Raw genomic sequence first — 22,868 nt, forward strand, 5'->3', positions numbered from 1 at the left:
GCTCAAAATTTGCGTTCGGGTATGTATACGCATTTCATTAGGTTCGGGGGTTTGTTATCTTCGTCTCGCATTCAGGCAACATAAGACGAGAACAATGAAAGGACGTTGGGCAAAATATCTTCTGGCGGGAGCTGTAGTCGCGATGCTCGCCGCGTGTTCCTCAAAACCCACCGATCGTGGGCAGCAGTATAAAGACGGGAAATTTACCCAGCCTTTCTCACTGGTGAACCAGCCTGATGCGGTTGGCGCGCCAATCAATGCCGGTGATTTCGCCGAGCAGGTTAATCAAATTCGCAGCGCTTCGCCACGTTTGTACGGCAACCAGAGCGACGTCTACAACGCTATCCAGCAATGGTTACGTGCGGGCGGTGATACGCGCAGTATGCGCCAGTTTGGTATTGATGCCTGGCAAATGGAAGGGGCGGACAATTACGGTAACGTCCAGTTTACCGGTTACTACACACCGGTTATCCAGGCGCGCCATACGCGCCAGGGCGAGTTTCAGTATCCTATCTATCGCATGCCGCCAAAACGTGGGCGCTTACCCTCTCGTGCCGAGATCTACGCGGGCGCGCTAAGCGACAATTATATTCTGGCATACAGCAACTCCCTGATGGATAACTTCATTATGGATGTTCAGGGCAGTGGCTACATCGATTTTGGCGATGGCAGCCCGCTCAACTTCTTTAGCTATGCCGGGAAAAATGGCCACGCCTATCGCAGTATCGGTAAAGTGCTTATCGACCGTGGCGAAGTGAAAAAAGAAGATATGTCGATGCAGGCTATTCGCCACTGGGGTGAGACGCACAGCGAAGCCGAAGTGCGTGAGCTGCTGGAGCAGAACCCATCGTTTGTCTTCTTTAAACCGCAATCTTTTGCTCCGGTGAAAGGGGCCAGCGCGGTGCCGCTGATTGGCCGCGCGTCCGTAGCTTCTGACCGTAGTATCATTCCTGCGGGCACAACGTTACTGGCGGAAGTCCCGTTACTGGACAATAACGGCAAGTTTACCGGCCAGTACGAACTGCGCCTGATGGTGGCGTTAGATGTGGGTGGGGCTATTAAAGGGCAACACTTCGACATCTATCAGGGTATTGGCGCTGACGCCGGACACCGTGCCGGGTGGTATAATCACTACGGTCGCGTATGGGTACTAAAAACAGCGCCGGGTGCGGGTAACGTGTTCAGCGGTTAATTGCCGGATGGTTCTTCGCTTATCAAGCCTACATTATTGAGTAGGCCTGATAAGGCGTAGCCGACATCAGGTAGTCAGACTGCTCGGTATTAATGAATTTGAGGTTCTATGTCTGTGGTTATTAGCGATGCCTGGCGCCAACGTTTTGGTGGTACGGCACGTCTGTATGGCGAAAATGCGTTGCAGCTGTTTGCCCAATCGCACGTTTGCGTGGTTGGGATTGGCGGAGTAGGGTCATGGGCGGCGGAAGCGCTGGCGCGAACCGGTATTGGCGCTATCACACTCATTGATATGGATGATGTGTGCGTCACCAATACAAACCGCCAGATCCATGCGCTGCGTGATAACGTCGGTCTGGCAAAAGCTGAAGTGATGGCGGAGCGTATCCGACAAATTAACCCGGAGTGCCGGGTGAACGTGGTCGATGATTTTGTTACGCCAGATAACGTTGCTGAATATATGAATGCAGGATTTTCGTACGTCATCGATGCGATTGATAGCGTGCGCCCAAAAGCGGCACTGATCGCGTACTGTCGGCGTAACAAAATTCCGCTGGTGACCACCGGTGGTGCGGGCGGACAGATCGATCCTACGCAGATTCAGGTCGTTGATTTGGCAAAAACCATCCAGGATCCGCTGGCGGCCAAGCTGCGTGAGCGGCTGAAAAGCGATTTTGGCGTGGTGAAAAACAGCAAAGGCAAGCTGGGCGTGGACTGCGTGTTCTCGACCGAAGCGCTGGTTTACCCGCAGGCGGATGGCTCGGTATGTGCTATGAAAGCGACGGCGGAAGGGCCGAAGCGTATGGATTGCGCGTCCGGGTTTGGCGCGGCTACCATGGTGACAGCCACCTTTGGCTTTGTTGCTGTCTCCCATGCGCTGAAGAAGATGATGGCGAAGGCCGCGCGTCAGGCCTGATTGTGTCGGATGGCGCTATGCTTATCCGACCTACGGTTCGTGCAGTGTTGTAGGCCGGATAAGACGTATCTGCGTCGTCATCCGACTTTCTGGGCCGCCTCGAGAATCGCCTCGTTTAGAGCATGCAGCCCCTGGCTACGCGAGGCGCTGAGCTGCGCGCGTAAACCCAGTTCGTCAAATAACGCCATCGGCGAACGCGCCAGTAACTCGGCTGCGGTTTTACCTTCGACCGCCGTGAGTAATACCGCCAACAGCCCGCGTACTATTCGACCTTCGCTGTCGCCGAAGAAATGCAGAGTGCCATTCTCATGAAGAGTATGCCCCAGCCAGACGCGGTTTTCGCAGCCCGAAATTTCTTTGGCCTGCGCCTTTAGCGTATCCGGAAGCGCCGGCAACTGCTTACCCAGCAGAATCAGCTGGCGATATTTATCTTCCCACTGAGTAAGCGGGATAAAGGTATTGCGTAACGTCTCTTCGGTTACGGTTGTGCCAAACGGGTGTCCGGCGAACAGAGGGCTTGTCATTAATCCACCAATATTTCCAGCGCGCGGTCGACGGCTGCGACCAACGCATCCACATCGCTTTGGGTATTATAAGGGGCAAATGAGGCGCGTAGTGTTCCGGATACGCCAAGTTCCGCCAGCAGAGGCTGTGCACAGTGTTGCCCCGCGCGCAGCGCAATGCCATATTCGGCCAGCAGAGTGACCATATCGCTGTGATGAACACCCGCGAAATCAAAGGCTAACAGACTGGAGTCCTGGCAGCGGAAGGAACGAAAGCCAGGGCGTTTCGCCAGGGCATCTTCTGCCAGCGTCGCCAGACCCCGGCTCCAGTTTTCGGCCTGTGCAACGTCGACGTCCGCCAGCCATTCGAGCGCCGCGCTTAGCCCGATAACGCCTGCAACGTTAGGCGTACCGGCTTCCAGCTTCCATGGTGCGGGCTGAGTGGTGAAACCGTCAAAACTGACTTCGCTAATCATCTTACCGCCCCCAAGCCAGGGAGACATGGCTTCCAGCAGTTCCGGCTTACCGTACAGCACGCCAATACCGGTGGGGCCATATAGCTTGTGGCCTGAAAACGCATAGAAATCAATATCCAACTGCTGTACATCGGCAGGGTAATGCACAATTCCCTGGGCACCATCAACCATCACCACCATGCCAGCCGCATGGGCGAGCGTAATGGCGCGGGCCAGATCCGGGCAGCCACCAGTGACGTTCGACATTTGCCCGAGCGCCAGAATGCGGCTGCGCGGGGTAATGAGCTGCGTGAGGCGCTCAACGTCTGGCAATAAATGGGGGTTGAGTGGGAGTTTGACGACCTTAGCCCCCGTTTGCTCCGCGACCATCAGCCAGGGAACGAGGTTGGCGTGATGTTCCGCTGCGCTAACGATAATCTCATCACCCGGTTGTAGGCGTGGGCGCGCATAGCTTTGGGCAACCATGTTGATCGCTTCCGTTGTGCCGCGGGTCCAGACGATGGTTTTGTCATCCGACGCATTAATCAGGTGTGCGACTTTTTCCCGCGCGGCTTCATAGCGTGCGGTCAGGCGCTGGGCTTCAGCAAACTGGCTGCGATGGACGTTCCCGGCACTCAGGCTATAAAACTGATGGGTTGCCTCAATGACCGCCTGCGGCTTCAGTGCCGTAGCAGCGCTGTCGAGATAAACGCCAGCATCGTTGAGTGCGGGAAATTGTGCGCGAAACTGCGCGGGGTTAAAAGCGTTCATGGTATTCCTCAGTTCAGTAAACCGATCGTGGCGCAAAAAGGGCATTGATACAAGGGTTGTGCTAACCATCGGAATACTCTGGATATCCTGGCAAAGCCCGTTCAGTGTCTTATGCTAAATAGCGTTAGGCGAACAATTTTGCCTGTTACGGAGTATGTTTTTAATAGCATAAATCGCTTTAAGGAGAAGAAGATGAAAAAGACTGCCGCCATAATTTCTGCCTGTATGCTGACTTTTGCCCTGAGCGCCTGTTCTGGTTCGAATTACGTGATGCACACCAATGATGGCCGATCAATCGTAGCTGATGGTAAACCACAGACCGATAATGAGACGGGGATGATTTCGTATAAAGACGCTAACGGCAACAAACAGCAGATTAACCGTACTGACGTGAAAGAGATGGTAGAACTGGAGCAATAATAGCAGGTCGGCCATCGACGAAACGTGGACAAAAAAAAGCACCGCAATTTGGCGGTGCTACATTAATCACTATGGACAGACAGGGTAAATGTACAGGAAGTGAAAAAGGGTAGCTTTGCTACCATGGTCTGAATCGCAGACCAATTGCAAACACAACAACACAACATCACAACCGTAAGCCAAAAGCCCACCAGAACACGCATTCCGATAAAACTTTTCGTTCCGGCTTCAGGAAGTGCCGCCACTATAGGTATTTGCTGGTAGAACCTCAACGGACAATTTATAATGGCTCAGATAAAAAAAACTAATAGGTTACAGCCTGTTAGCTAATTGTTAAATTCATTTAACATCAAAGCCTAAAAGTCATGTCAAAACGATTACCACCCTTAAATGCGTTACGTGTTTTTGATGCTGCCGCGCGTCATTTAAGCTTTACTCGCGCAGCAGAAGAGCTTTTTGTGACGCAGGCCGCAGTAAGTCACCAAATCAAGTCACTTGAGGATTTTTTGGGGCTAAAACTGTTTCGTCGACGCAATCGATCTTTGCTGTTAACGGAAGAAGGTCAAAGCTACTTTCTCGACATTAAAGAGATTTTTTCGCAATTAACCGACGCGACGCGTAAACTTCAGGCACGCAGTGCAAAAGGTGCGCTTACCGTGAGTTTATTGCCCAGTTTTGCGATCCAATGGCTGGTGCCCAGACTCTCTAGCTTTAACTCAGCTTATCCGGGAATCGATGTCAGGATCCAGGCGGTGGACCGTCAGGAAGACAAACTGGCTGATGATGTTGATGTGGCGATTTTCTACGGACGCGGCAACTGGCCGGGTCTGCGCGTGGAAAAATTGTACGCAGAATATTTATTGCCGGTCTGCTCTCCGCTGTTGCTTACCGGTGATAAACCGCTAAAGACACCGGACGACCTGGCAAAACACACTTTATTGCATGATGCGTCGCGACGAGACTGGCAAGCCTATACGCGCCAGCTTGGCCTGAATCATATCAACGTACAGCAAGGACCTATCTTCAGCCATAGCGCCATGGTGCTACAGGCTGCAATCCATGGACAGGGGATCGCGCTGGCTAACAATGTCATGGCGCAGTCCGAAATTGAAGCCGGACGTCTGGTCTGTCCGTTTAACGATGTTCTGGTCAGCAAAAACGCATTTTATCTGGTTTGTCATGACAGTCAGGCAGAACTGGGTAAAATAGCCGCCTTCCGTCAGTGGATTCTGGCGAAAGCGGCCACGGAACAAGAAAAATTCCGCTTTCGTTATGAACAATAATTTACGTAGGGTATTCAAATGACCAGCCGTTTTATGCTGATTTTTGCCGCCGTAAGTGGCTTTATTTTTGTGGCGTTGGGCGCCTTTGGGGCACATGTTCTGAGTAAAACCCTCGGTGTTGTTGAAATGGGGTGGATTCAGACCGGCCTTGAGTATCAGGCGTTTCATACGCTGGCTATCTTTGGCCTGGCCGTCGCCATGCAACGGCGCATTAGTATTTGGTTTTACTGGAGTAGCGTGTTTCTGGCATTAGGTACAGTGCTGTTTAGCGGCAGCCTGTATTGTCTCGCGCTCTCTCATTTACGCCTGTGGGCGTTTGTTACCCCTGTTGGCGGCTTCAGCTTCCTCGTAGGCTGGGCGCTGATGTTAGTGGGCGCTATTCGATTGAAACGTAAGGGCGTTAGCCATGAATAAGGTTGTATTGTTGTGTCGCCCGGGTTTTGAAAAAGAGTGCGCCGCAGAAATTACGGATAAAGCAGGACGCCGGGAAATCTTCGGTTTTGCCCGCGTGAAAGACAATGCGGGTTACGTCATCTTCGAATGCTATCAGCAGGACGATGCTGAAAAGTTAGTGAAAGAGCTGCCGTTTAGTTCGCTGATTTTTGCTCGTCAAATGTTTGTGGTGGGCGAGTTGCTGCAATACTTACCGCCGGAAGATCGCATTACGCCGATCGTTGGCATGTTGCAGGGCGTGGTGGAAAAGGGTGGCGATCTGCGAGTAGAAGTTGCCGACACCAATGAAAGCAAAGAGCTGGTTAAATTTTGCCGTAAATTTACCGTACCGTTGCGTGCAGCGCTGCGCGAAGCGGGCGTACTGGCAAAGTATGAAACGCCAAAGCGTCCGGTGGTTCACGTCTTCTTTATTGCCCCTGGCTGTTGTTATACCGGCTATTCCTGGCCTGACAATAACTCACCGTTTTACATGGGGATTCCGCGTCTGAAGTTTCCAGCCGATGCGCCGAGCCGTTCAACGCTCAAGCTGGAAGAAGCGCTGCACGTGTTTATCCCTGCCGATGAATGGGATGAGCGTCTGGCGAACGGGATGTATGCGGTGGATTTAGGCGCCTGCCCGGGCGGATGGACCTATCAGCTGGTTAAACGCAACATGTGGGTTTACTCCGTGGATAACGGCCCGATGGCGCAAAGCCTGATGGATACCGGACAGGTCACCTGGCTGCGTGAAGACGGATTTAAGTACCGTCCGAATCGCAACAACATTTCGTGGATGGTCTGTGACATGGTGGAGAAGCCGGCGAAGGTTGCCGCGCTGATGGCACAATGGCTGGTCAACGGCTGGTGTCGTGAGACGATCTTCAACCTCAAACTGCCGATGAAAAAACGCTACGAAGAGGTGTCACAGAACCTGGCTTACATTCAGGCCCAGCTTGATGAACATGGTGTAAATGCCCAGATTCAGGCGCGTCAGTTGTATCATGACCGTGAAGAAGTAACCGTTCACGTACGTCGTCTGTGGGCTGCCGTCGGCGGTCGTCGCGACGAGCGATAAGGCTACAACCCAGGTCGGATGGCGGCGTAATCGCCCTATTCGGCCTGGATTGCTTCAATCAGCTGTGTATCTGAAACAATATGCGTCACATCATCCAGATGCCCAATTCTGGCCTCTCCCGAACGATTAAATTTACTTTTATCGATCAGTAATAAAGACTGCGATGCACGCTTAAGCAGAATGGATTTGAAGTCTGCGTTGGTTGCATTTGAGTCCCAGAGCGCACCGTCGCTGTCGATCCCTTCGCAGGAAAAAATAAACAGGTCAATCTCGAGTGGTTTTAGCTGCGAGATAAGCGAGGGATTAACGTAGCAACCGTATTTGCGCTCAAGACGACCGCCGGAGCTGATAAGCTGAATGTGTTCACGTTTAGCCAATTCCTGGCAGATGGGCTGGCTGTTGGTAAAAACGTGAATGTTGATGTCCGGTAACTGTCGCGCCAGATACCAGCAGGTAGAGCTGGCGTCTAAGGCAATTACCATACCTTCTTCGATCCATGCCAACGCTTCACGGGCGATATCCGCTTTGTGTGCATAGTGGCTTTTGAGTCGAATATGAAATGGGTCACCGCTGTCCTGATTTTCCCGGTGAATAACTTTGGCCCGACCGTGGTTGCGTAACACTTTTCCCTGGGTCTGTAACTCGCTGAGATCGCGGCGGATGGTCTCTTTGCTGACGTTAAGCTGCAAAGCCAGGGCTTCGGTTGTCAGGCTTTTGTGGTTAGTAAGCAGATCTACGATTGCCTGCTGGCGCGCCGCTTTCATGTTCTGATCCTCATCTAATGATGAATGCCCGTACCTGACGGGCATTCTGACCAGAGATTACGGCGTTACCCCTTTTTTTAAAAGAATATTCCCGTACTTTGCCCGCTCTCCTGTGATAACGATCGCAAACGCCTTTTGTGCTCGTTCGTAAAAGGCATAGCGGTCAATACGCGTGATGTCCGGGCAGGGGGTCTGTAATGAAAGTGCCTGACGATAGCGAGCCTCAACGTCAGGATCGAGAGTGTCACCTTCAACCGCAGCCATCATCACCAGCGGTGGGGCGTAGCTGTCCAGTTCAAATAGCGGAATAAGCGCCCGCAGCAGATCGCTGACCAGCAGACCGTCAGCGCGGATGACCTGCGGCCCCATGCTGTTGGCCGGGAAGTGGGCATCGGAAAAGATAATCTCATCGCCGTGTCCCATTTCGGCCAGCACTTTCAGTAAGTCGGGGGAAATTAAGGGAGATATCGTTTTAAGCATGTTACTCGACTCCTGTGAGTTCGGATTCGGTTTGCGGATAGAAGTAACGGTACTGATAGCGCACCTGTTCGCGCGCCTGCTCCGGGGAGGTAAATTCCCCGATGCCTGACCAGGCAAACATTGCGGCGCCTGCCACGGTAGTTTCGGCATCATCCAGCACTTTGACTGGGATCCCGAGTACGTTCGCTTTGATTTGGTTCCACAAGATGTTGCGGCTGCCCCCGCCAACTAATAGCAGTTCAGTGGCCTGGAAATGGCCGATTTTTTCCAGCGTTTGCAGATTCCGCTGCAGCTGTTCTGTCAGTCCTTCCAGCGCGGCGCGATAAAAGTGTCCACGGGTAGTATTGAGGGTAACCCCTTGCCAGCCCGCATTCTGACAGGCCAGCAGGTCGCAGTGCATCTTCACCCCTTCGGCACCAGCGGGAATATCCCGAGCTTCATCAATCAACGTTTGCCAGGGCGTGTCCTCGGTCCATAACAGCTTTCGAACCCATTCAAGCACGCCGGAGGCCAGCCACTGCATTCCGGGATTGTTAAGCCCAGCCTGACTATCCAGCTCACAGGTGGAGCCCGCATAATGGCTGAGCAGGGAGGTATTTACCTGCGCACTGCGCACCATCAGAATTTCCCATGTGCCGGAAGAGAGTACCGGTTCATCCTGTTGGGCTCCTGCGCCAAATAGCGCAAACTGTGTGTCGTGTCCGGCAGAGATGACCGGAATACCCTCTGGAAGTCCGAGCTGGCTGGCGGCCTCGCGTTGCAGTACCCCAATTTGTTCGCCTGCTTCAACCAGGCGCGGAAACAGGCGACGCGGTATGCCTGTTGCCTGCAAAATGTCCTGGCTGAAATCACGTTGCTGGATATCCAGCATCTGGCTGGTTCCCGCCATGGTGATGTCAGTTGTGAACTCGCCGGTTAAACGTTGGTTGATAAGCGACGAGATAAACAGCCAGGCGTGCGCCTGTTCCAGTAATTGCGGGTGGTTCTCTTTCAGCCATACCAGTTTGTACAGCGTATTGAAGCTAAACGCCCCAACGCCGGAGATTTCCTGCAGTTGCTGCGGTGACATGTAGCGATGGATATTCTCCATAACCGCTGCGGTACGTGGGCATTTCCAGCTGATCACCGGATACAGTTGTTTTCCGTTCTTATCCACCAGCGCGCCATCCACGCCGAAGGTGGTGACGGCGATCCCGCGAATTTGGCAGGCGGCCAGTTGTAAGGAAAGCCGCTGACAGCAGTCGGCAAAGCGTTGCAGAATGGCCTCCAGCGACCATTGGTGCCAGGCACTGTTTTCTGCGGCGATGTCACTGGCGTTCGGGGTCGCTGCGCGGGCGACAATCTTTCCCTGTCGGTCAACGGCAATGGCCCGCACGTTGGTCGCGCCACAGTCGAGAACCAGAATAACCTCTTGTTTCATAATTGCTCCTGGGAGATTACCTATTTCCGGATGGCGGCTTCGCCTTATCCGGCCTACAAAACCGTGTGCTTCGTAGGCCGCGCCGCCATCAGGCAATCGCTCGATGTTTAACGCTTATACAGCGGACCGTAGTTCTGACAAGCGCGGTAATCCTGACCTTCCGTATCCATACCGTGGGCGGCCCAGGAGGAAGGACGATAAATTTTCTCGTCTTCCACGTTGTGCATGCACACCGGGATACGCAGCATGGCAGCCAGAGTGATAAAGTCCGCACCTACGTGACCAATCGTCAGCACCCCGTGGTTAGCGCCCCAGTTAGCCATGACGGAATAGACGTCGCTGAACGGGCCCTTGCCGGTTAAGCGCGGAGCAAACCAGGTGGTTGGCCATGTGGAGTTGGTACGCGCATCAAGCTGGTCGTGCATATCTTTCGGCAGCTCCACGCTCCAGCCTTCCGCGATTTGCAGCACCGGCCCCAACCCTTTGATGATGTTGATACGGCTCATGGTGAACGGCACACCGCCTTCAGTCAGGAAGCGAGATGAGTAACCGCCCCCACGGAAGTATTCGTGAATAGCCGGGCACCATTCGGTTGCCGCCAGGCATTCATCCGCCTCTTTCTGCGAGATTTCCCAGTGTGGTTTCATGGTCGGTTTACCTTCGCTGTCGCGCTGTTTGCAGGAACCGTCCAGTGCCGCAGAACCGGAGTTAATCAAGTGAATAATGCCGTGCTCAGCAAGACCGGTCAGTGGTTTACCCGTGACGCGTTCAACCGCCTCTGGCGACCAGTAGGTGCGCACATCGGCAAAGACCTGGGCCGTGCCGGTGAGTTGATGGCCGAACAGCATCGCCACGCCGTTCAGGCTGTCGTTTTCTGTCGCGACAACGAACGGTTCACGAACGCCATTCCAGTCAAAGGAGCTGTTGAGCAACGCTTCGGCGGTATCGCCATTTGGGTATTGATCGGTCCAGTGACGCTGGCCCTGGAAGCCTGCGGCGATCGCGTTATAGCCCAGGGATTCTTCGACCAGACCTTTGTCTGCCAGCTTTTTGTTACCCTGCATCATGTCGCGAATGCACATAGCCATCAGCAGACTTTCTTTCAGCACCGCGCGGCTTTGTTCTGCGTTACGCTTATATTGTTGTGCGTTCTGATCTTCGCCGTAGCGGAAGTTTTTGTCCGCCCACGCCAGCGCCATTTCCAGCTCGGTTTCATCATAGATTTTCTGGTCAATGCGACGACGCAGCTCGGTCATATCAACCGCCTGCACCTTCATACCCAGCCAGGATTCAAAGAAGTTATGGTCGACGATAGAACCGGCGATGCCCATTGATACTCCACCGACAGACAGGTAGCTTTTCCCTTTCATACTGGCAACCGCTAAACCGGCACGGGCAAAACGCAGCAGTTTTTCTTCAACATCGGCAGGGATAGAAGTGTCGTCTGCATCCTGTACGTCATGACCATAGATGGAGAAGGCAGGAAGGCCTTTTTGGCTGTGAGCTGCCAGTGCGGCGGCCAGGTAAACCGCCCCCGGACGTTCCGTACCGTTGAAGCCCCAGATCGCTTTCGGGCGCATCGGATCCATGTCGATGGTTTCACTGCCGTAGCACCAACATGGGGTAACTGTAATCGTCACGCCAACATTCTGGCTGCTGAATTTTTCTTCACAGGCCGCGGATTCTGCCATGCCGGCGATACAGGTATCGGCAATCACACATTCAATTTGTGCGCCGCAGGCATGACGAAGTTTTTCAGTGATAAGCGCTGCGATAGCTTTAGCCATATTCATGGTTTGCTCTTCGAGCGACTCACGTACACCCATACGACGTCCGTCAATAACCGGGCGAATACCAATTTTTGGTAAGCTGATTTTTTTCATCACAGATTCCTCACGTTATTCGGATAAATATTCAGTTGGCTGCCGTTTGTGAACGGAAGCGGGCAAAAATAAAGATGATGGCGAAGCAAAGCGCCGGGACCAGTTCAGCGGTCGGGATATTGCCAGCGGCATCGCTGACAAAGCCCATCACCGGGGTCACAATGCCGCCGCCAATGATGGTCATGACGATAAAAGACGAGCCATATTTGGTGTCTTGTCCCAGATTTTTGATCCCCAGAGAAAAAATGGTTGGGTACTGAATCGACATAAATGCGCTGCACAACGTCAGGGCCAGCAGGCCGATCTGGCCACCGGTGAAGGCGGAAATCAGGCACAGGATCATGGCAAGCAGGGCATATGCGGCCAGCACTTTATGCGGCGCAAAGCGACTGATAAGCCAGGTGCCGGAGAAACGACCGATAAAGAAGCACACCATGGTGCCGGTCAGGTAGTTGGCGGCGAAACCTGGCGTCATGCCTGGGATCTCTTCGATTGCGTAGCGAATCAGGTAGCTCCAGCAGGCAGTTTGTGCACCGACGTAGCAGAACTGCGCCAGTACCGCCCAACGCCAGTGGCGAATGCGCACCAGGCGGGAAAGGGACGCGGAGAATGAACTCTGAGCGTTGTCACTGTGATCGTCACTTTGCAGGGTCGGAAACTTGGTAAACATGATCAGCAGGGCGACCAGCAAAACGACCGCGACGATGATCATATAAGGGGTTTGAACCGATAACACCAGGCTGTGCTTGTAGGCGCTTAGCTGTTCTGGCGCCATCTTATCGAGTACGTCTTGAGATTGATGTGGCACATTAGACAAAATAAGACTTTGCCCAAAAACAACCGCAATAATGGCACCAAATGAGTTAAAAGTTTGCGCGAGATTTAATCGGAAGTGACCACCGCTTTCCGGGCCCAGTACGGTTACAAAAGGGTTGGCAGCCGTTTCCAGACAACCTAAGCCCGCCGCAATAATAAATAGGCCAATCAGGAATAAGGTGTAATTCATTACCTCAGCCGCTGGCCAGAATAATGCTGCACCGATGGCATATAAGAATAATCCGGTAATAATGCCTGCTTTATAACTTAGTTTTTTCATCAGGATCCCGGCTGGGATTGGAATGACGAAATAACCAAAATAAAAAGCAGATTGAATCAGACCAGCCTGAAAGTTTGTTAATGTAAATGCTTGCTGAAATTGTGGTAATAAAATGTCATTAAGATTATTGGCAACCGCCCAAAGAAAAAACAGTGAACAGAGTAACGCGAAGGGAATGACATAATTTTTTGTCTGCCCCCGCTCTACCGCATGAAAACTTTGTGTTTGTATTGATGTGTTTCCCATAGCATCCTCATCAGTTCATAAGCATGTTCAACAGCTTAAGAGTACGATTGGTGATTTTTACCAACCTGCTAATCCAGGTGAGTTCCGGTAACCTGCCAGATAAAATTGGCCTTCATGAATGAACTCATGAATTCATTTTCAAATAAAAACCGGCCATTAATATGATGGTGGTCACATTTATGCTCAGGGTGTGGGTTTATGTGATTATCATCACTTTAATTTCTTTAAAACAATGACCGTTTGAGGAAAATAAATTAAAAAGCCACAGGGATAATGCCCGAATTAATTAGTTAAGTGGAAAACGGGCAATGGTAACAATTTATTCGCAAATGACCGTTTTACAATGGTTTTATTAAGAACGGACATTTTGCAATTGTAATATTATGCTTGCATGTTTTTATTCATCGTTATTAGTTGATGAACATCACAAAATCCAGTGCTAAAAATTCCCTTCTCTTTATTCAGCATGATGATAGTTAGCAAATACCCGCTTAAATCAACAGAGCGTCGAGGTATTAGCAATGTTCTGTTGTCGAATTTTGACTCACTGAGAGAGGTAAGTAATGGAACGAAATACGCTGGCACGGCAGATTATCAATACCTGCCTGGAAATGACCCGTCTGGGGCTGAATCAGGGGACTGCGGGTAATGTAAGTGTGCGTTACCAGGACGGGATGTTAATTACCCCGACGGGTATTCCCTATGACAAACTCACCGAATCCCACATAGTGTACATCAATGCTGAGGGGCAGCACGAAGAAGGGAAATTACCTTCCAGCGAGTGGCGGTTCCATATGGCCGCTTATCAGACGCGTCCCGATGCTCAGGCGGTGGTCCATAATCATGCCGTGCATTGTACTGCTGTTTCTATTCTCAACCGGCCAATCCCGGCAATCCATTACATGATTGCGGCGGCTGGCGGTAACTCAATTCCCTGTGCGCCATATGCGACGTTTGGCACGCGTGAGCTTTCCGAGCACGTTGCGGTAGCGCTGAAAAACCGAAAAGCAACGCTGTTGCAGCATCATGGGCTGATCGCCTGCGAAGAAAATCTGGAAAAAGCCCTGTGGTTAGCGCATGAAGTGGAAGTGCTGGCGCAGCTTTATCTCAGCACGCTGGCGATTACCGATCCGGTTCCGGTACTGGATGATGAGGCTATCGCTATTGTGCTGGAAAAATTCAAAACATACGGATTGCGTATTGAGGAATAGGAGATAAAACGATGGCGAACAGAATGATTCTGAACGAAACGGCATGGTTTGGCCGGGGCGCTGTTGGCGCATTAACCGATGAAGTTATTCGTCGTGGTTATCGCAAAGCGTTGATTGTGACTGATAAAAATCTGGTGCAGTGCGGCGTTGTTGAGAAGGTGACTTCCCGAATGGATGCTGCAGGTCTGGCATGGGAAATCTATTCAGGCGTTATTCCTAATCCAACCATTGCGGTAGTGCAGGAAGGATTGAGTGTCTTTCAGCAAAGCGGCGCAGACTATCTGGTCGCCATTGGTGGAGGCTCCCCGCAGGATACCTGTAAAGCGATTGGCATTATTAACAATAACCCAGAGTTTGCGGATGTACGCAGCCTTGAAGGGTTATCGCCGACACGCTTCCCGAGCGTGCCAGTTATGGCTATCCCAACCACTGCGGGAACGGCGGCGGAAGTGACCATTAACTACGTGATCACTGACGAAGAGAATCGGCGTAAGTTTGTTTGTGTCGATCCACATGACATCCCGCAGGTGGCGTTCATTGATGCTGACATGATGGACGGCATGCCTGCTGCATTAAAAGCGGCTACTGGCGTAGATGCACTGACTCATGCCATTGAAGGCTACATCACGCGGGCTGCGTGGGCGCTTACCGATGCGCTGCACATTAAAGCCATCGAAATTATTGCCGGGTCATTACGCGGTTCCGTTGCGGGCGACAGCCAGGCGGGGGAAGCGATGGCTCTGGGCCAGTACGTTGCCGGGATGGGTTTCTCCAACGTAGGTCTGGGATTAGTGCATGGTATGGCGCACCCGTTAGGCGCGTTCTACAACACGCCGCACGGCGTCGCGAATGCCATTTTGCTGCCGCACGTGATGCACTATAACGCCGAATTCACCGGGGAAAAATTCCGCGATATTGCCCGGGTAATGGGGGTTAAGGTTGAAGGACTGACGCTGGCAGATGCACGCAAAGCGGCGGTGGATGCCGTCTTCACCCTTAATCGCGATGTAGGTATCCCACTGCATCTACGCGATGTTGGCGTCCGTAAAGAGGATATTCCTGCGCTGGCGCAAGCCGCATTTGACGATGTTTGTACCGGGGGAAATCCGCGTGAAGCGAGCCTTGGGGATATCGTTGAGCTGTACCATACTGCCTGGTAATCACCTGGCGCTTATCCGGCCTACAGGGTTGTACGATAAGTAGGCCGGATAAGCGCAGCGCCATCCGGAAATAAGACTACCGCGCCAGCCGTAACTGCTGTAGGTTTCCGTCGATATGTAAGTCCGTTTGCAGCCGCGCGATATCGCGGCACAAAAACGCCATCTCCCGATGTTCTTCGAGTTTCTTGCGCCATTTCTCCGGTACGTCATCCAGATGTTCATACAGCGCCTCCAGCGTTGGAAACTGTGCCAGCAGTTGTGTGGCGCTTTTAGGACCAATACCGGCAACCCCCGGTATTTTAGAACTGCTGATCCCGGCCAGTCCCCAATAATCTGGCAGCTGTTGCGGCAGTACGCCGAACTCTTTCTCGATAAACGGCGCATCCAGCCAGCGTTTCTGGAAATAATCGCGAATCCGCAGCGTTGGGGAGAGTAGCTGACAGTAGCCTTTATCGGTTGAGACGATAGTCGCCTGGTGTCCCGCCTGGCTAACTTTCACCGCCAGAGTGGCGGCTAAATCATCGGCTTCATTCCCGCTGGATACCCAGCAGCAGACGCCGCGCTGTTCAAAAGCGGCGCGTAAGGCGGACATTTCCTGGTGTAAATCGTCAGGCATCGGCGGGCGACCGGCTTTGTAGTCAGGTAACCGTTGGTGACGCCAGCCGCTGTTACGCGCTTCGTCATCAAATACCGCCACGGCGTGCGTGGGTTGACTGTGCACAATCAGCTGATCGAGCGCGTGCTGGCATGTCTCCACGCAGGGGGAGCCCTGTACGGCGTGAATACGGCGGATGAGATTCAGTGCATCAACAATGAGCAGGTGGACGGCCAAGGTGTTCTCCCTAACAAATTAGTCTGTAGGGTAACATTCACGACGAGTGGAGACGAGCATTGCGAAAGAGCGCTATCCGAAAGCCTGATAAGCGAAGCGCCAGCAGGCAATAAAAGCCGGATGCGGCGAGCGCCTTATCCGGCCTACAGATACGAAAATGTGCTGAGAATTAATCGCAGGTGACAATCTTCATCGCCAGACCACCACGAGAGGTTTCGCGGTATTTGGCATTCATGTCTTTACCGGTTTCGTACATGGTCTCGATAACTTTATCGAGGCACACGCGTGGTTCACTGGTACGGCGCAGCGCCATACGTGCAGCGTTCACCGCTTTAACCGAAGCAATGGCATTACGCTCAATGCACGGTACCTGAACCTGGCCGGCAACCGGGTCGCAGGTCAGACCCAGGTTGTGTTCCATACCGATTTCTGCCGCGATGCACACCTGCATTGGGCTACCGCCCAGCAGTTCAGCCAGACCAGCCGCTGCCATGGAGCAGGCGACGCCAACTTCACCCTGACAGCCGACTTCGGCACCAGAGATAGAGGCGTTCATCTTGTACAGTGAACCAATGGCGCTCGCGACCAGCATGTAGCGTGCCAGCGAGTTAGCGTTCACTTCACGGATAAACTTGTCGTAATACGCCAGTACGGCAGGAACAATCCCGCATGCACCGTTGGTTGGTGCAGTCACCACGCGTCCACCGGCTGCGTTTTCTTCGTTCACGGCCAGCGCGAACATGTTGATCCAGTCAACAACCGCCATCGGGTCGGTGGTGGTTTTGTCGCTGCTGACCAGCATGCGACGCAGCGCAGCAGCACGACGCGGAACGCGCAGTTTGCCCGGCAATACACCTTCGGTGGTGATGCCGCGTTCAATCCCGCTACGCATCACTTCCCAGACGTTAGCAAAGTGCTGTTCCAGCTCTTCTTTGCTGTGCAGCGCCAGTTCGTTTTGCATCATCAGACCGGAAAGCGACAGGCCGGTTTCCTGGCAATGACGTTGCAAATCAGCTGCGGATTTATACGGATATGGCACGTTTACCGGAGAGTTGTTCGGTAAACCAAAATGTTCTTCATCAACGATGAACCCACCGCCAATGGAATAGTAAGTCTGGCTGTAAATGGCCTTTTCGCCCGCCAGTGCGGTAATGCGCATCCCGTTTTCGTGCAGGGACAGATTGTCCGCATGGAAATTCATGCACTTATCGACCGGGAACTCGACCTCATGTTGACCGTCTGCCAGCAGCAAACGCCCATGAGTATTCACATCCTGGATAAAGGACGGAATGGCATCAATGTCTACGGTATCCGGCAGATTACCCGCCAGGCCCATAATAATCGCGATGTCGGTATGGTGACCTTTCCCCGTCAGAGATAAAGAGCCATAGACATCAACCACTACGCGGGTTACGTCAGTGAGAATTCCGCGTGCAATCAGGTCATCCGTGAATTGTTTGCCTGCTTTCATCGGGCCAACAGTGTGGGAGCTGGAAGGGCCAATGCCGATTTTGAAAATATCGAATACGCTAATCATGAGGCGTCCATTGTGTATCGAGGTGCGCCGCCCCGAGGAGCGGCGCAGGGGAATTAACTGAACAGAGAGTAGAAAATAGCGGAGATAGCGATCAGGCCCATAATCACAACGAAGACGTTGCTGATATGGCCGCTGTACTTACGCATTGCCGGTACTTTCTGAATGGCATACATCGGCATCAGGAACAGAATCATCGCGATGATTGGGCCACCCAGGGTCTCAATCATGCCGAGGATGCTTGGGTTCAGCGTCGCCACAATCCAGGTGGTTACCAGCATGAACAGCGCAGTGATTTTGTTCAGTTTGTTGATTTCGATGGATTTGCCTTTGCCGCGCAGAGACTTAATCACCATACCATTGAAGCCTTCACGTGCGCCCAGGTAGTGGCCCAGGAAGGATTTGGTGATAGCGATAATCGCGATGATCGGTGCCATCCAGGCAATAATCGGCGCGTTAAAGTGGTTCGCCAGGTAAGACAGAATCGAGATGTTCTGCTCTTTCGCTGCTGCCAGGTCTGCCGGAGTCAGGCTGAATACACAGCTGAAGACGAAGAACATAACGGTCAGTACCATCATGATGTGAGCGAATGCCAGAATCTTGGAGCATTTTTTCTCTGCTTCATCACCGTACTCTTCACGCTTCGCCACGGCGAAGGAGGAGATGATCGGGGAGTGGTTGAAGGAGAACACCATTACCGGAATTGCCAGCCACAGGGTCAACAGCAGGCCGTTGCCGGTGGTTGCCGCAGAGTCAAAAGACATGGTTTCCAGAATCGCACCGCTCCACTGAGGGATCAGGTACAGCGCCAGCAGCATCAGCGCCGCAACGAACGGGAATACCAGGATGCTCATCGCCTTAACGATCATCTGCTCACCGAAGCGCACGATGGTCATCATGCCGACAATCAGGATCAGTGACAGGATTGCGCGCGGCGGCGGCGTAATCGCCAGCTGGTGGGTCAGGAAGCTTTCAACCGTGTTGGTGATGGCTACGCTGTAAACCAACAGAATCGGGTAGATAGCGAAGAAGTAGAGCAGGGTAATCAGTTTACCTGCACCAACACCAAAGTGTTCTTCTACAACTTCGGTGATGTCTTCACCCGGATTTTTACCGGACAGCACAAAGCGAGTCAGGCCACGGTGTGCAAAGAAGGTCATTGGGAAGGCAAGGATCGCCATGATGATCAGCGGGATCATACCGCCTACGCCTGCGTTAATCGGCAGGAACAATACACCCGCCCCAATCGCCGTGCCGTAAAGGCCCAGCATCCACATGGTGTCTGTTTTGCGCCATGCGCTGCGGGTCTGGCCCGTAACGATAGTGCTGGTTTGAGTGTTTTCCATCTATTTCTCCTGGAGGAAGCTTAAAAAGTCGGGTTTGGGGTCAATCCAATGAGAAAGTACCCGACTGTAAATCGAAATTCGTTGAGCGATTTTTATATAATTTTTCGCCGTAATAATTTTCGGGCGGAAAGATACATTTTAGTAATGAATGTATCAGTGATCGGGATCCCAAATGCAATAATCCACCTTTTATGTGGATAAATTTGGGCCATTAATCTGTTAAAAAATAGTCAAAGCGAATTTACGGGCGCGAAGGCTAACATTAACGACATATCTCATGAAAGCGAAGGCGCGAAGATAGGCGTGTTCAGCTGTAAAAACTGTTGTTTTTAGATGATTTCGGCGACTAATAATAATTTTCTAAGATAAATCACGGTTGGTTTTTCAAGGTAATCGTTTGCGTAGCTCGCTGTTTTTTATGAATCATCACTGACATTTATATGATTGTCGGAGTTATGTGACTGGTATCACTAAAAAAAGCCGGGAGGCAAGTGCGCCAAACCCGGCTTTGATATGGACAAAACTGTCACCGCTATAGCGCTGCTAGCGGGTGTTGAAGGTTAGGCGCAGATCTCGTAACAAGGGATATACGCAGTGCCCGGTAACTTCATACGATGTTGTGCAACAAAGCCCTGCAGGAGATCGTCCATGCGGCGCATCATTTCGCGGTCACCGTGGATTTTGTACGGGCCAAACTCTTCAATAGCGCGGATCCCGACTTCCTTCACGTTACCTGCCACAATACCGGAGAATGCACGCCGTAAATCGGCGGCCAATACTTCAACGGGTTGATCCGGGTACAGCTTCAGGTTGGCCATGTTTTCATGGGACGGCTCGAACGGCATCTGCAGATCGGGCGCGATACGAATCGACCAGTTAAAGCTGTAAGCATCTCCTGTGTCGCGACGGTTTTCTTTCACCAGCGGCATCGCTTTTTTCATCAGACGCGCCACTTCTGCCGCATCGTCAATGATGATGCGATAGTGGCGACGCGCATCTTCCCCCAGCGTGTGCACGATAAATTCGTCCAGCACGCGGAAGTAATCCGCACTCTCTTTTGGTCCGGTCAGGATCAGCGGTAGAACCTGATCTTTGTTGGCAGGATTCATCAGGATCCCCAGCAGATACAGCAGCTCTTCTGCTGTCCCTACGCCACCCGGGAAGATGATAATACCGTGGGCGATACGCACGAACGCTTCCAGACGTTTTTCAATGTCCGGCATGATGATCAGTTCGTTTACCAGCGGGTTAGGCGGTTCAGCGGCGATGATTGACGGTTCGGTCATGCCAATAAAGCGGCTGTCTTTGTATCGCTGCTGGGCGTGGCCGACCGCAGCGCCTTTCATTGGCGCTTCCATCGCCCCCGGACCGCAGCCGGTACAGATGTTCAGTTCGCGCAGGCCCAGTTGGGTGCCGACGCGACGGGCGTACAGGTATTCATTCTCGTTGATTGAGTGACCGCCCCAGCAGACGACCATGTTCGGCGCTTCACCAACGTGCAGCGCCCGTGCATTACGCAGGATCGAGAATACGAGGTTGGTAATATGCACCGAGCTTTCGAGATCCAAATGCTGAAAACGACCAGCGTTATGGATCTGGCCATTGACGAACAGAATGTCACGCAGCACGGCAAACAGGTTTGCCTGTAGTGCACGAATAATGCGTCCGTCAACAAACGCATCTTCAGGTGGGTTGATCAGTTCCAGCTTCACGCCCCGTTCGCGGCGCAGTACGTTAATATCGAAACTTTCAAAGCGTGACAGCAGTTCTTTGCTGTTGTCGGTCAAACTGCCGGAGTTCAGAACGGCAAGCGAACAGTTACGAAACAGTTGATACAGGTCGCTGCTGGCCGTGCGTTTAAGCATATCGACTTCCAGCTGCGACAACATGTCCATTGAGCCAAGCGGGCTAATATGTGTAATCAAGTAAACTCCTTATGGGACGCAACACGTCATTCCCTATTGATTACAATAGCCCTGGCTTATGACCTTTCACAACCTTGCGCGCGGAATCCGACACGCAAAATTGAGAAAAAAGATTACTGACGTACCAGACGACCGGTTGCCGGAGTGAAATCGGTGTTGGTGCGCCATGGGTTAATGTCCAGGCCGCCACGTCGCGTGTAGCGTGCGTAGACGCTCAGTTTCTCTGGCTGGCAGAAGCGCAGAATGTCATTGAAAATACGTTCCACGCACTGCTCATGAAATTCATTATGGTGGCGGAAGGAGACCAGATAACGCAGCAGCTTCTCTCTGTCGATTTTCCGTCCACGATACTGAATTTGTATGGAGCCCCAGTCGGGTTGATGGGTAATCAGACAGTTGGATTTCAGCAGGTGGCTGACCAGCGTCTCTTCCACTGCTTTTTCACCGCTCACGGCATTTTCCAGATACGCAGTGCTGAACTGGTAGTTGTCGATGACGATATCCTGATTGTCGATACAGGTCCCATTAAAGTGGGCTATCGGCTGCCCTTCCAGTTCGTCAAGGCGGTACAGCGCCACGCTGACATCACCTTGAGCGCAGGCGCGAAGATCGTTTTCCAGTGTCTGGCGTACCGCGTCCCAGGAATCAAAACGCGTCTGGTTAAAACTGTTCAGGTAAAGCTTAAAGCTTTTCGACTCAATCAGATTTACGCTGGTGTAATCCAGTTCCACGTGACCGACCGCGACTTGCGGTAAGCCGTTGGCATTCAGCCACGACAGTTCATATAGCGTCCAGATATCCGCACCGTGAAAAGGCAAGTTATCGGCCTTTAAATCCAGCGGGTCGCGATTCAGGCTGCGCGGAACGCCCTGCAACAGACTTGCATCGTAATTGTCTCGGTAATCCGTTGATTTACCAAGAGTCAGGCCGTTAAGCGCCTGATGATTTTCATAAGAGGACATGTTTCACCGTCATAAACCAGATACACTATGCGACAAGTGTATCCTGGCTTTTGTGAAGAGAGAAATCAGTGGACGAATTGACAGCGCAGGCGTTGATAGCCTTTACGACGCGTTATTGCGACGCATGGCATGAAAAAAACAACAGTTGGCCGCTCAGCGAAGAGCTGTATGGCGTACCTTCTCCGTGTATCATTTCTTCCACAGACGATGCCGTATTTTGGCGGCCTCAACCTTTTGTCGGCGAAAATAACCTCAATGCGGTTGAACGGGCCTTTGATATTGTGGTACAACCTGCCGCTCACGCTTTTTACACCACCCAGTTTGCTGGTGATATGCACGCGCAGTTTGCGGATGAAAAGCTCACGCTGCTGCAAACCTGGAGTGAAGATGACTTCAGGCGCGTTCAGGAAAACCTGATTGGTCATCTGGTTACGCAAAAGCGCCTCAAGCTATCACCTACGCTTTTTATTGCCACACAAGATAATGAGCTTGACGTCATTTCGGTGTGCAATCTGTCCGGTGAAGTGTGCAAAGAAACGCTGGGAACCCGTAAACGAACGGTGCTGGCGGCTTCACTTGCGGAATTCCTCACTCAACTTAAGCCAGTTCTGTAATCCAGTTTGCCCTGAATCTTGTGAGAGATCTCTTACAAACCCTGTAGGACATTGCCAGGTGATAAGTAAAGACTTAATGAATTGATAAAATAATAATTTATTATTATTCAATTGGTTAGTGTCTTATTGTCAACTTTCATACGAAAATAATCGTAAGGGTAAGCCTGTAAGCATCTTGTAAGACAAAGCGAAACAGGCGATTCTATATCTGTCGACAAGGAGTCGCACAACGAAGAGAACATCAGGATGATGGCTCTTCGACAGGACACACCAGGACGGTGTTGCAAGGACAGGCTTCAGGACGAAGCAAAGAGGAAGACGCTGGATGCGTTAAAGGACACCTCCAGGA

Annotated in this window: 21 protein-coding genes; 9 read left to right on the top strand and 12 right to left on the bottom strand. The window is 52.2% G+C overall.

Annotated features, from left to right (window positions below; genetic code table 11):
- The first annotated feature begins 94 nt into the window (after nucleotides 1–94).
- A complete protein-coding gene (gene mltA, locus OGX94_RS08245) occupies nucleotides 95–1,192 on the top strand; it encodes a murein transglycosylase A (protein ID WP_008785702.1) in 1,098 nt (365 codons plus the stop codon).
- 108 nt (nucleotides 1,193–1,300) lie between these two features.
- Nucleotides 1,301–2,107 carry a tRNA cyclic N6-threonylcarbamoyladenosine(37) synthase TcdA gene (gene tcdA / locus OGX94_RS08250; RefSeq protein WP_003825630.1) on the top strand — a complete coding sequence of 269 codons (807 nt, stop codon included), beginning with the start codon at nucleotides 1,301–1,303 and terminating at the stop codon, nucleotides 2,105–2,107.
- A gap of 77 nt (nucleotides 2,108–2,184) precedes the next feature.
- Here the strand turns inward: tcdA and csdE are convergent, their stop codons facing one another.
- Complete coding sequence (gene csdE, locus OGX94_RS08255) at nucleotides 2,185–2,631, bottom strand: cysteine desulfurase sulfur acceptor subunit CsdE (RefSeq protein WP_126956651.1); 447 nt, start codon at nucleotides 2,629–2,631, stop codon at nucleotides 2,185–2,187.
- Nucleotides 2,631–3,836, bottom strand: a complete 1,206-nt coding sequence (gene csdA / locus OGX94_RS08260) for a cysteine desulfurase CsdA (RefSeq protein ID WP_126956653.1) — start codon at nucleotides 3,834–3,836, stop codon at nucleotides 2,631–2,633. Before csdA ends, csdE begins: the two co-directional genes overlap by 1 nt.
- A 192-nt stretch (nucleotides 3,837–4,028) precedes the next feature.
- On the opposite strand from csdA, the gene OGX94_RS08265 reads away from it, so the two are divergent.
- The 4 genes from OGX94_RS08265 to rlmM all read left to right on the top strand — a co-directional run bounded on the left by OGX94_RS08265 (nucleotide 4,029) and on the right by rlmM (nucleotide 7,046).
- Nucleotides 4,029–4,256: a YgdI/YgdR family lipoprotein gene (locus OGX94_RS08265; protein ID WP_003825635.1), complete on the top strand. Its 228-nt coding sequence runs from the start codon at nucleotides 4,029–4,031 to the stop codon at nucleotides 4,254–4,256.
- Nucleotides 4,257–4,621: 365 nt separating this feature from the next.
- Entirely contained in the window at nucleotides 4,622–5,539 is a 918-nt protein-coding gene (gene gcvA / locus OGX94_RS08270; protein WP_003034035.1) for a glycine cleavage system transcriptional regulator GcvA, read from the top strand.
- An 18-nt stretch (nucleotides 5,540–5,557) separates the two neighbouring features.
- Nucleotides 5,558–5,953, top strand: coding sequence for a DUF423 domain-containing protein (locus tag OGX94_RS08275; RefSeq protein WP_003034037.1), 396 nt, complete (start codon nucleotides 5,558–5,560; stop codon nucleotides 5,951–5,953).
- The gene (rlmM, locus tag OGX94_RS08280; RefSeq protein ID WP_003034040.1) at nucleotides 5,946–7,046 is read left to right on the top strand and encodes a 23S rRNA (cytidine(2498)-2'-O)-methyltransferase RlmM; all 1,101 of its coding nucleotides are present in this window, start codon (nucleotides 5,946–5,948) and stop codon (nucleotides 7,044–7,046) included. The genes OGX94_RS08275 and rlmM overlap by 8 nt, the downstream gene beginning before the upstream one ends.
- Nucleotides 7,047–7,081: 35 nt before the next feature.
- Here the strand turns inward: rlmM and fucR are convergent, their stop codons facing one another.
- The 5 genes from fucR to fucP all read right to left on the bottom strand — a co-directional run bounded on the left by fucR (nucleotide 7,082) and on the right by fucP (nucleotide 12,935).
- A complete protein-coding gene (fucR, locus tag OGX94_RS08285) occupies nucleotides 7,082–7,810 on the bottom strand; it encodes an L-fucose operon activator (protein ID WP_003825642.1) in 729 nt (242 codons plus the stop codon).
- Between the two features lie 57 nt (nucleotides 7,811–7,867).
- On the bottom strand, nucleotides 7,868–8,290 hold the full coding sequence (fucU, locus tag OGX94_RS08290; protein WP_048215640.1) for an L-fucose mutarotase: 423 nt from the start codon (nucleotides 8,288–8,290) through the stop codon (nucleotides 7,868–7,870).
- Nucleotide 8,291: 1 nt separating this feature from the next.
- Nucleotides 8,292–9,710 carry an L-fuculokinase gene (fucK, locus tag OGX94_RS08295; RefSeq protein WP_149334898.1) on the bottom strand — a complete coding sequence of 473 codons (1,419 nt, stop codon included), beginning with the start codon at nucleotides 9,708–9,710 and terminating at the stop codon, nucleotides 8,292–8,294.
- A gap of 107 nt (nucleotides 9,711–9,817) precedes the next feature.
- Nucleotides 9,818–11,593 carry an L-fucose isomerase gene (gene fucI / locus OGX94_RS08300; protein ID WP_257662055.1) on the bottom strand — a complete coding sequence of 592 codons (1,776 nt, stop codon included), beginning with the start codon at nucleotides 11,591–11,593 and terminating at the stop codon, nucleotides 9,818–9,820.
- 31 nt (nucleotides 11,594–11,624) lie between these two features.
- Nucleotides 11,625–12,935, bottom strand: a complete 1,311-nt coding sequence (gene fucP / locus OGX94_RS08305; RefSeq protein ID WP_008785696.1) for an L-fucose:H+ symporter permease — start codon at nucleotides 12,933–12,935, stop codon at nucleotides 11,625–11,627.
- Nucleotides 12,936–13,498: 563 nt separating this feature from the next.
- Between fucP and fucA the strand changes: the two genes are divergently transcribed.
- Nucleotides 13,499–14,146: an L-fuculose-phosphate aldolase gene (fucA, locus tag OGX94_RS08310; RefSeq protein WP_003825656.1), complete on the top strand. Its 648-nt coding sequence runs from the start codon at nucleotides 13,499–13,501 to the stop codon at nucleotides 14,144–14,146.
- 11 nt (nucleotides 14,147–14,157) lie between these two features.
- On the top strand, nucleotides 14,158–15,306 hold the full coding sequence (fucO, locus tag OGX94_RS08315) for a lactaldehyde reductase (RefSeq protein WP_149334897.1): 1,149 nt from the start codon (nucleotides 14,158–14,160) through the stop codon (nucleotides 15,304–15,306).
- A gap of 76 nt (nucleotides 15,307–15,382) precedes the next feature.
- Here the strand turns inward: fucO and xni are convergent, their stop codons facing one another.
- From xni to queF, 5 genes are all read right to left on the bottom strand, one after another.
- On the bottom strand, nucleotides 15,383–16,138 hold the full coding sequence (xni, locus tag OGX94_RS08320; protein ID WP_063940943.1) for a flap endonuclease Xni: 756 nt from the start codon (nucleotides 16,136–16,138) through the stop codon (nucleotides 15,383–15,385).
- 169 nt (nucleotides 16,139–16,307) lie between these two features.
- Entirely contained in the window at nucleotides 16,308–17,675 is a 1,368-nt protein-coding gene (locus tag OGX94_RS08325; protein WP_003034070.1) for an L-serine ammonia-lyase, read from the bottom strand.
- A gap of 53 nt (nucleotides 17,676–17,728) precedes the next feature.
- Nucleotides 17,729–19,018, bottom strand: coding sequence for an HAAAP family serine/threonine permease (locus OGX94_RS08330; RefSeq protein WP_003034073.1), 1,290 nt, complete (start codon nucleotides 19,016–19,018; stop codon nucleotides 17,729–17,731).
- 560 nt (nucleotides 19,019–19,578) lie between these two features.
- Nucleotides 19,579–20,943, bottom strand: a complete 1,365-nt coding sequence (gene ppnN / locus OGX94_RS08335; protein ID WP_003034076.1) for a nucleotide 5'-monophosphate nucleosidase PpnN — start codon at nucleotides 20,941–20,943, stop codon at nucleotides 19,579–19,581.
- A gap of 113 nt (nucleotides 20,944–21,056) precedes the next feature.
- Nucleotides 21,057–21,905: an NADPH-dependent 7-cyano-7-deazaguanine reductase QueF gene (gene queF / locus OGX94_RS08340; protein ID WP_003825665.1), complete on the bottom strand. Its 849-nt coding sequence runs from the start codon at nucleotides 21,903–21,905 to the stop codon at nucleotides 21,057–21,059.
- Nucleotides 21,906–21,973: 68 nt separating this feature from the next.
- On the opposite strand from queF, the gene syd reads away from it, so the two are divergent.
- Nucleotides 21,974–22,519, top strand: a complete 546-nt coding sequence (gene syd, locus OGX94_RS08345) for a SecY-interacting protein (RefSeq protein WP_257662054.1) — start codon at nucleotides 21,974–21,976, stop codon at nucleotides 22,517–22,519.
- Nucleotides 22,520–22,868: the final 349 nt, after the last annotated feature.

Origin of the sequence: Citrobacter sp. Cpo037 (assembly GCF_030332945.1) — a bacterium.
GTDB lineage: Bacteria > Pseudomonadota > Gammaproteobacteria > Enterobacterales > Enterobacteriaceae > Citrobacter > Citrobacter portucalensis.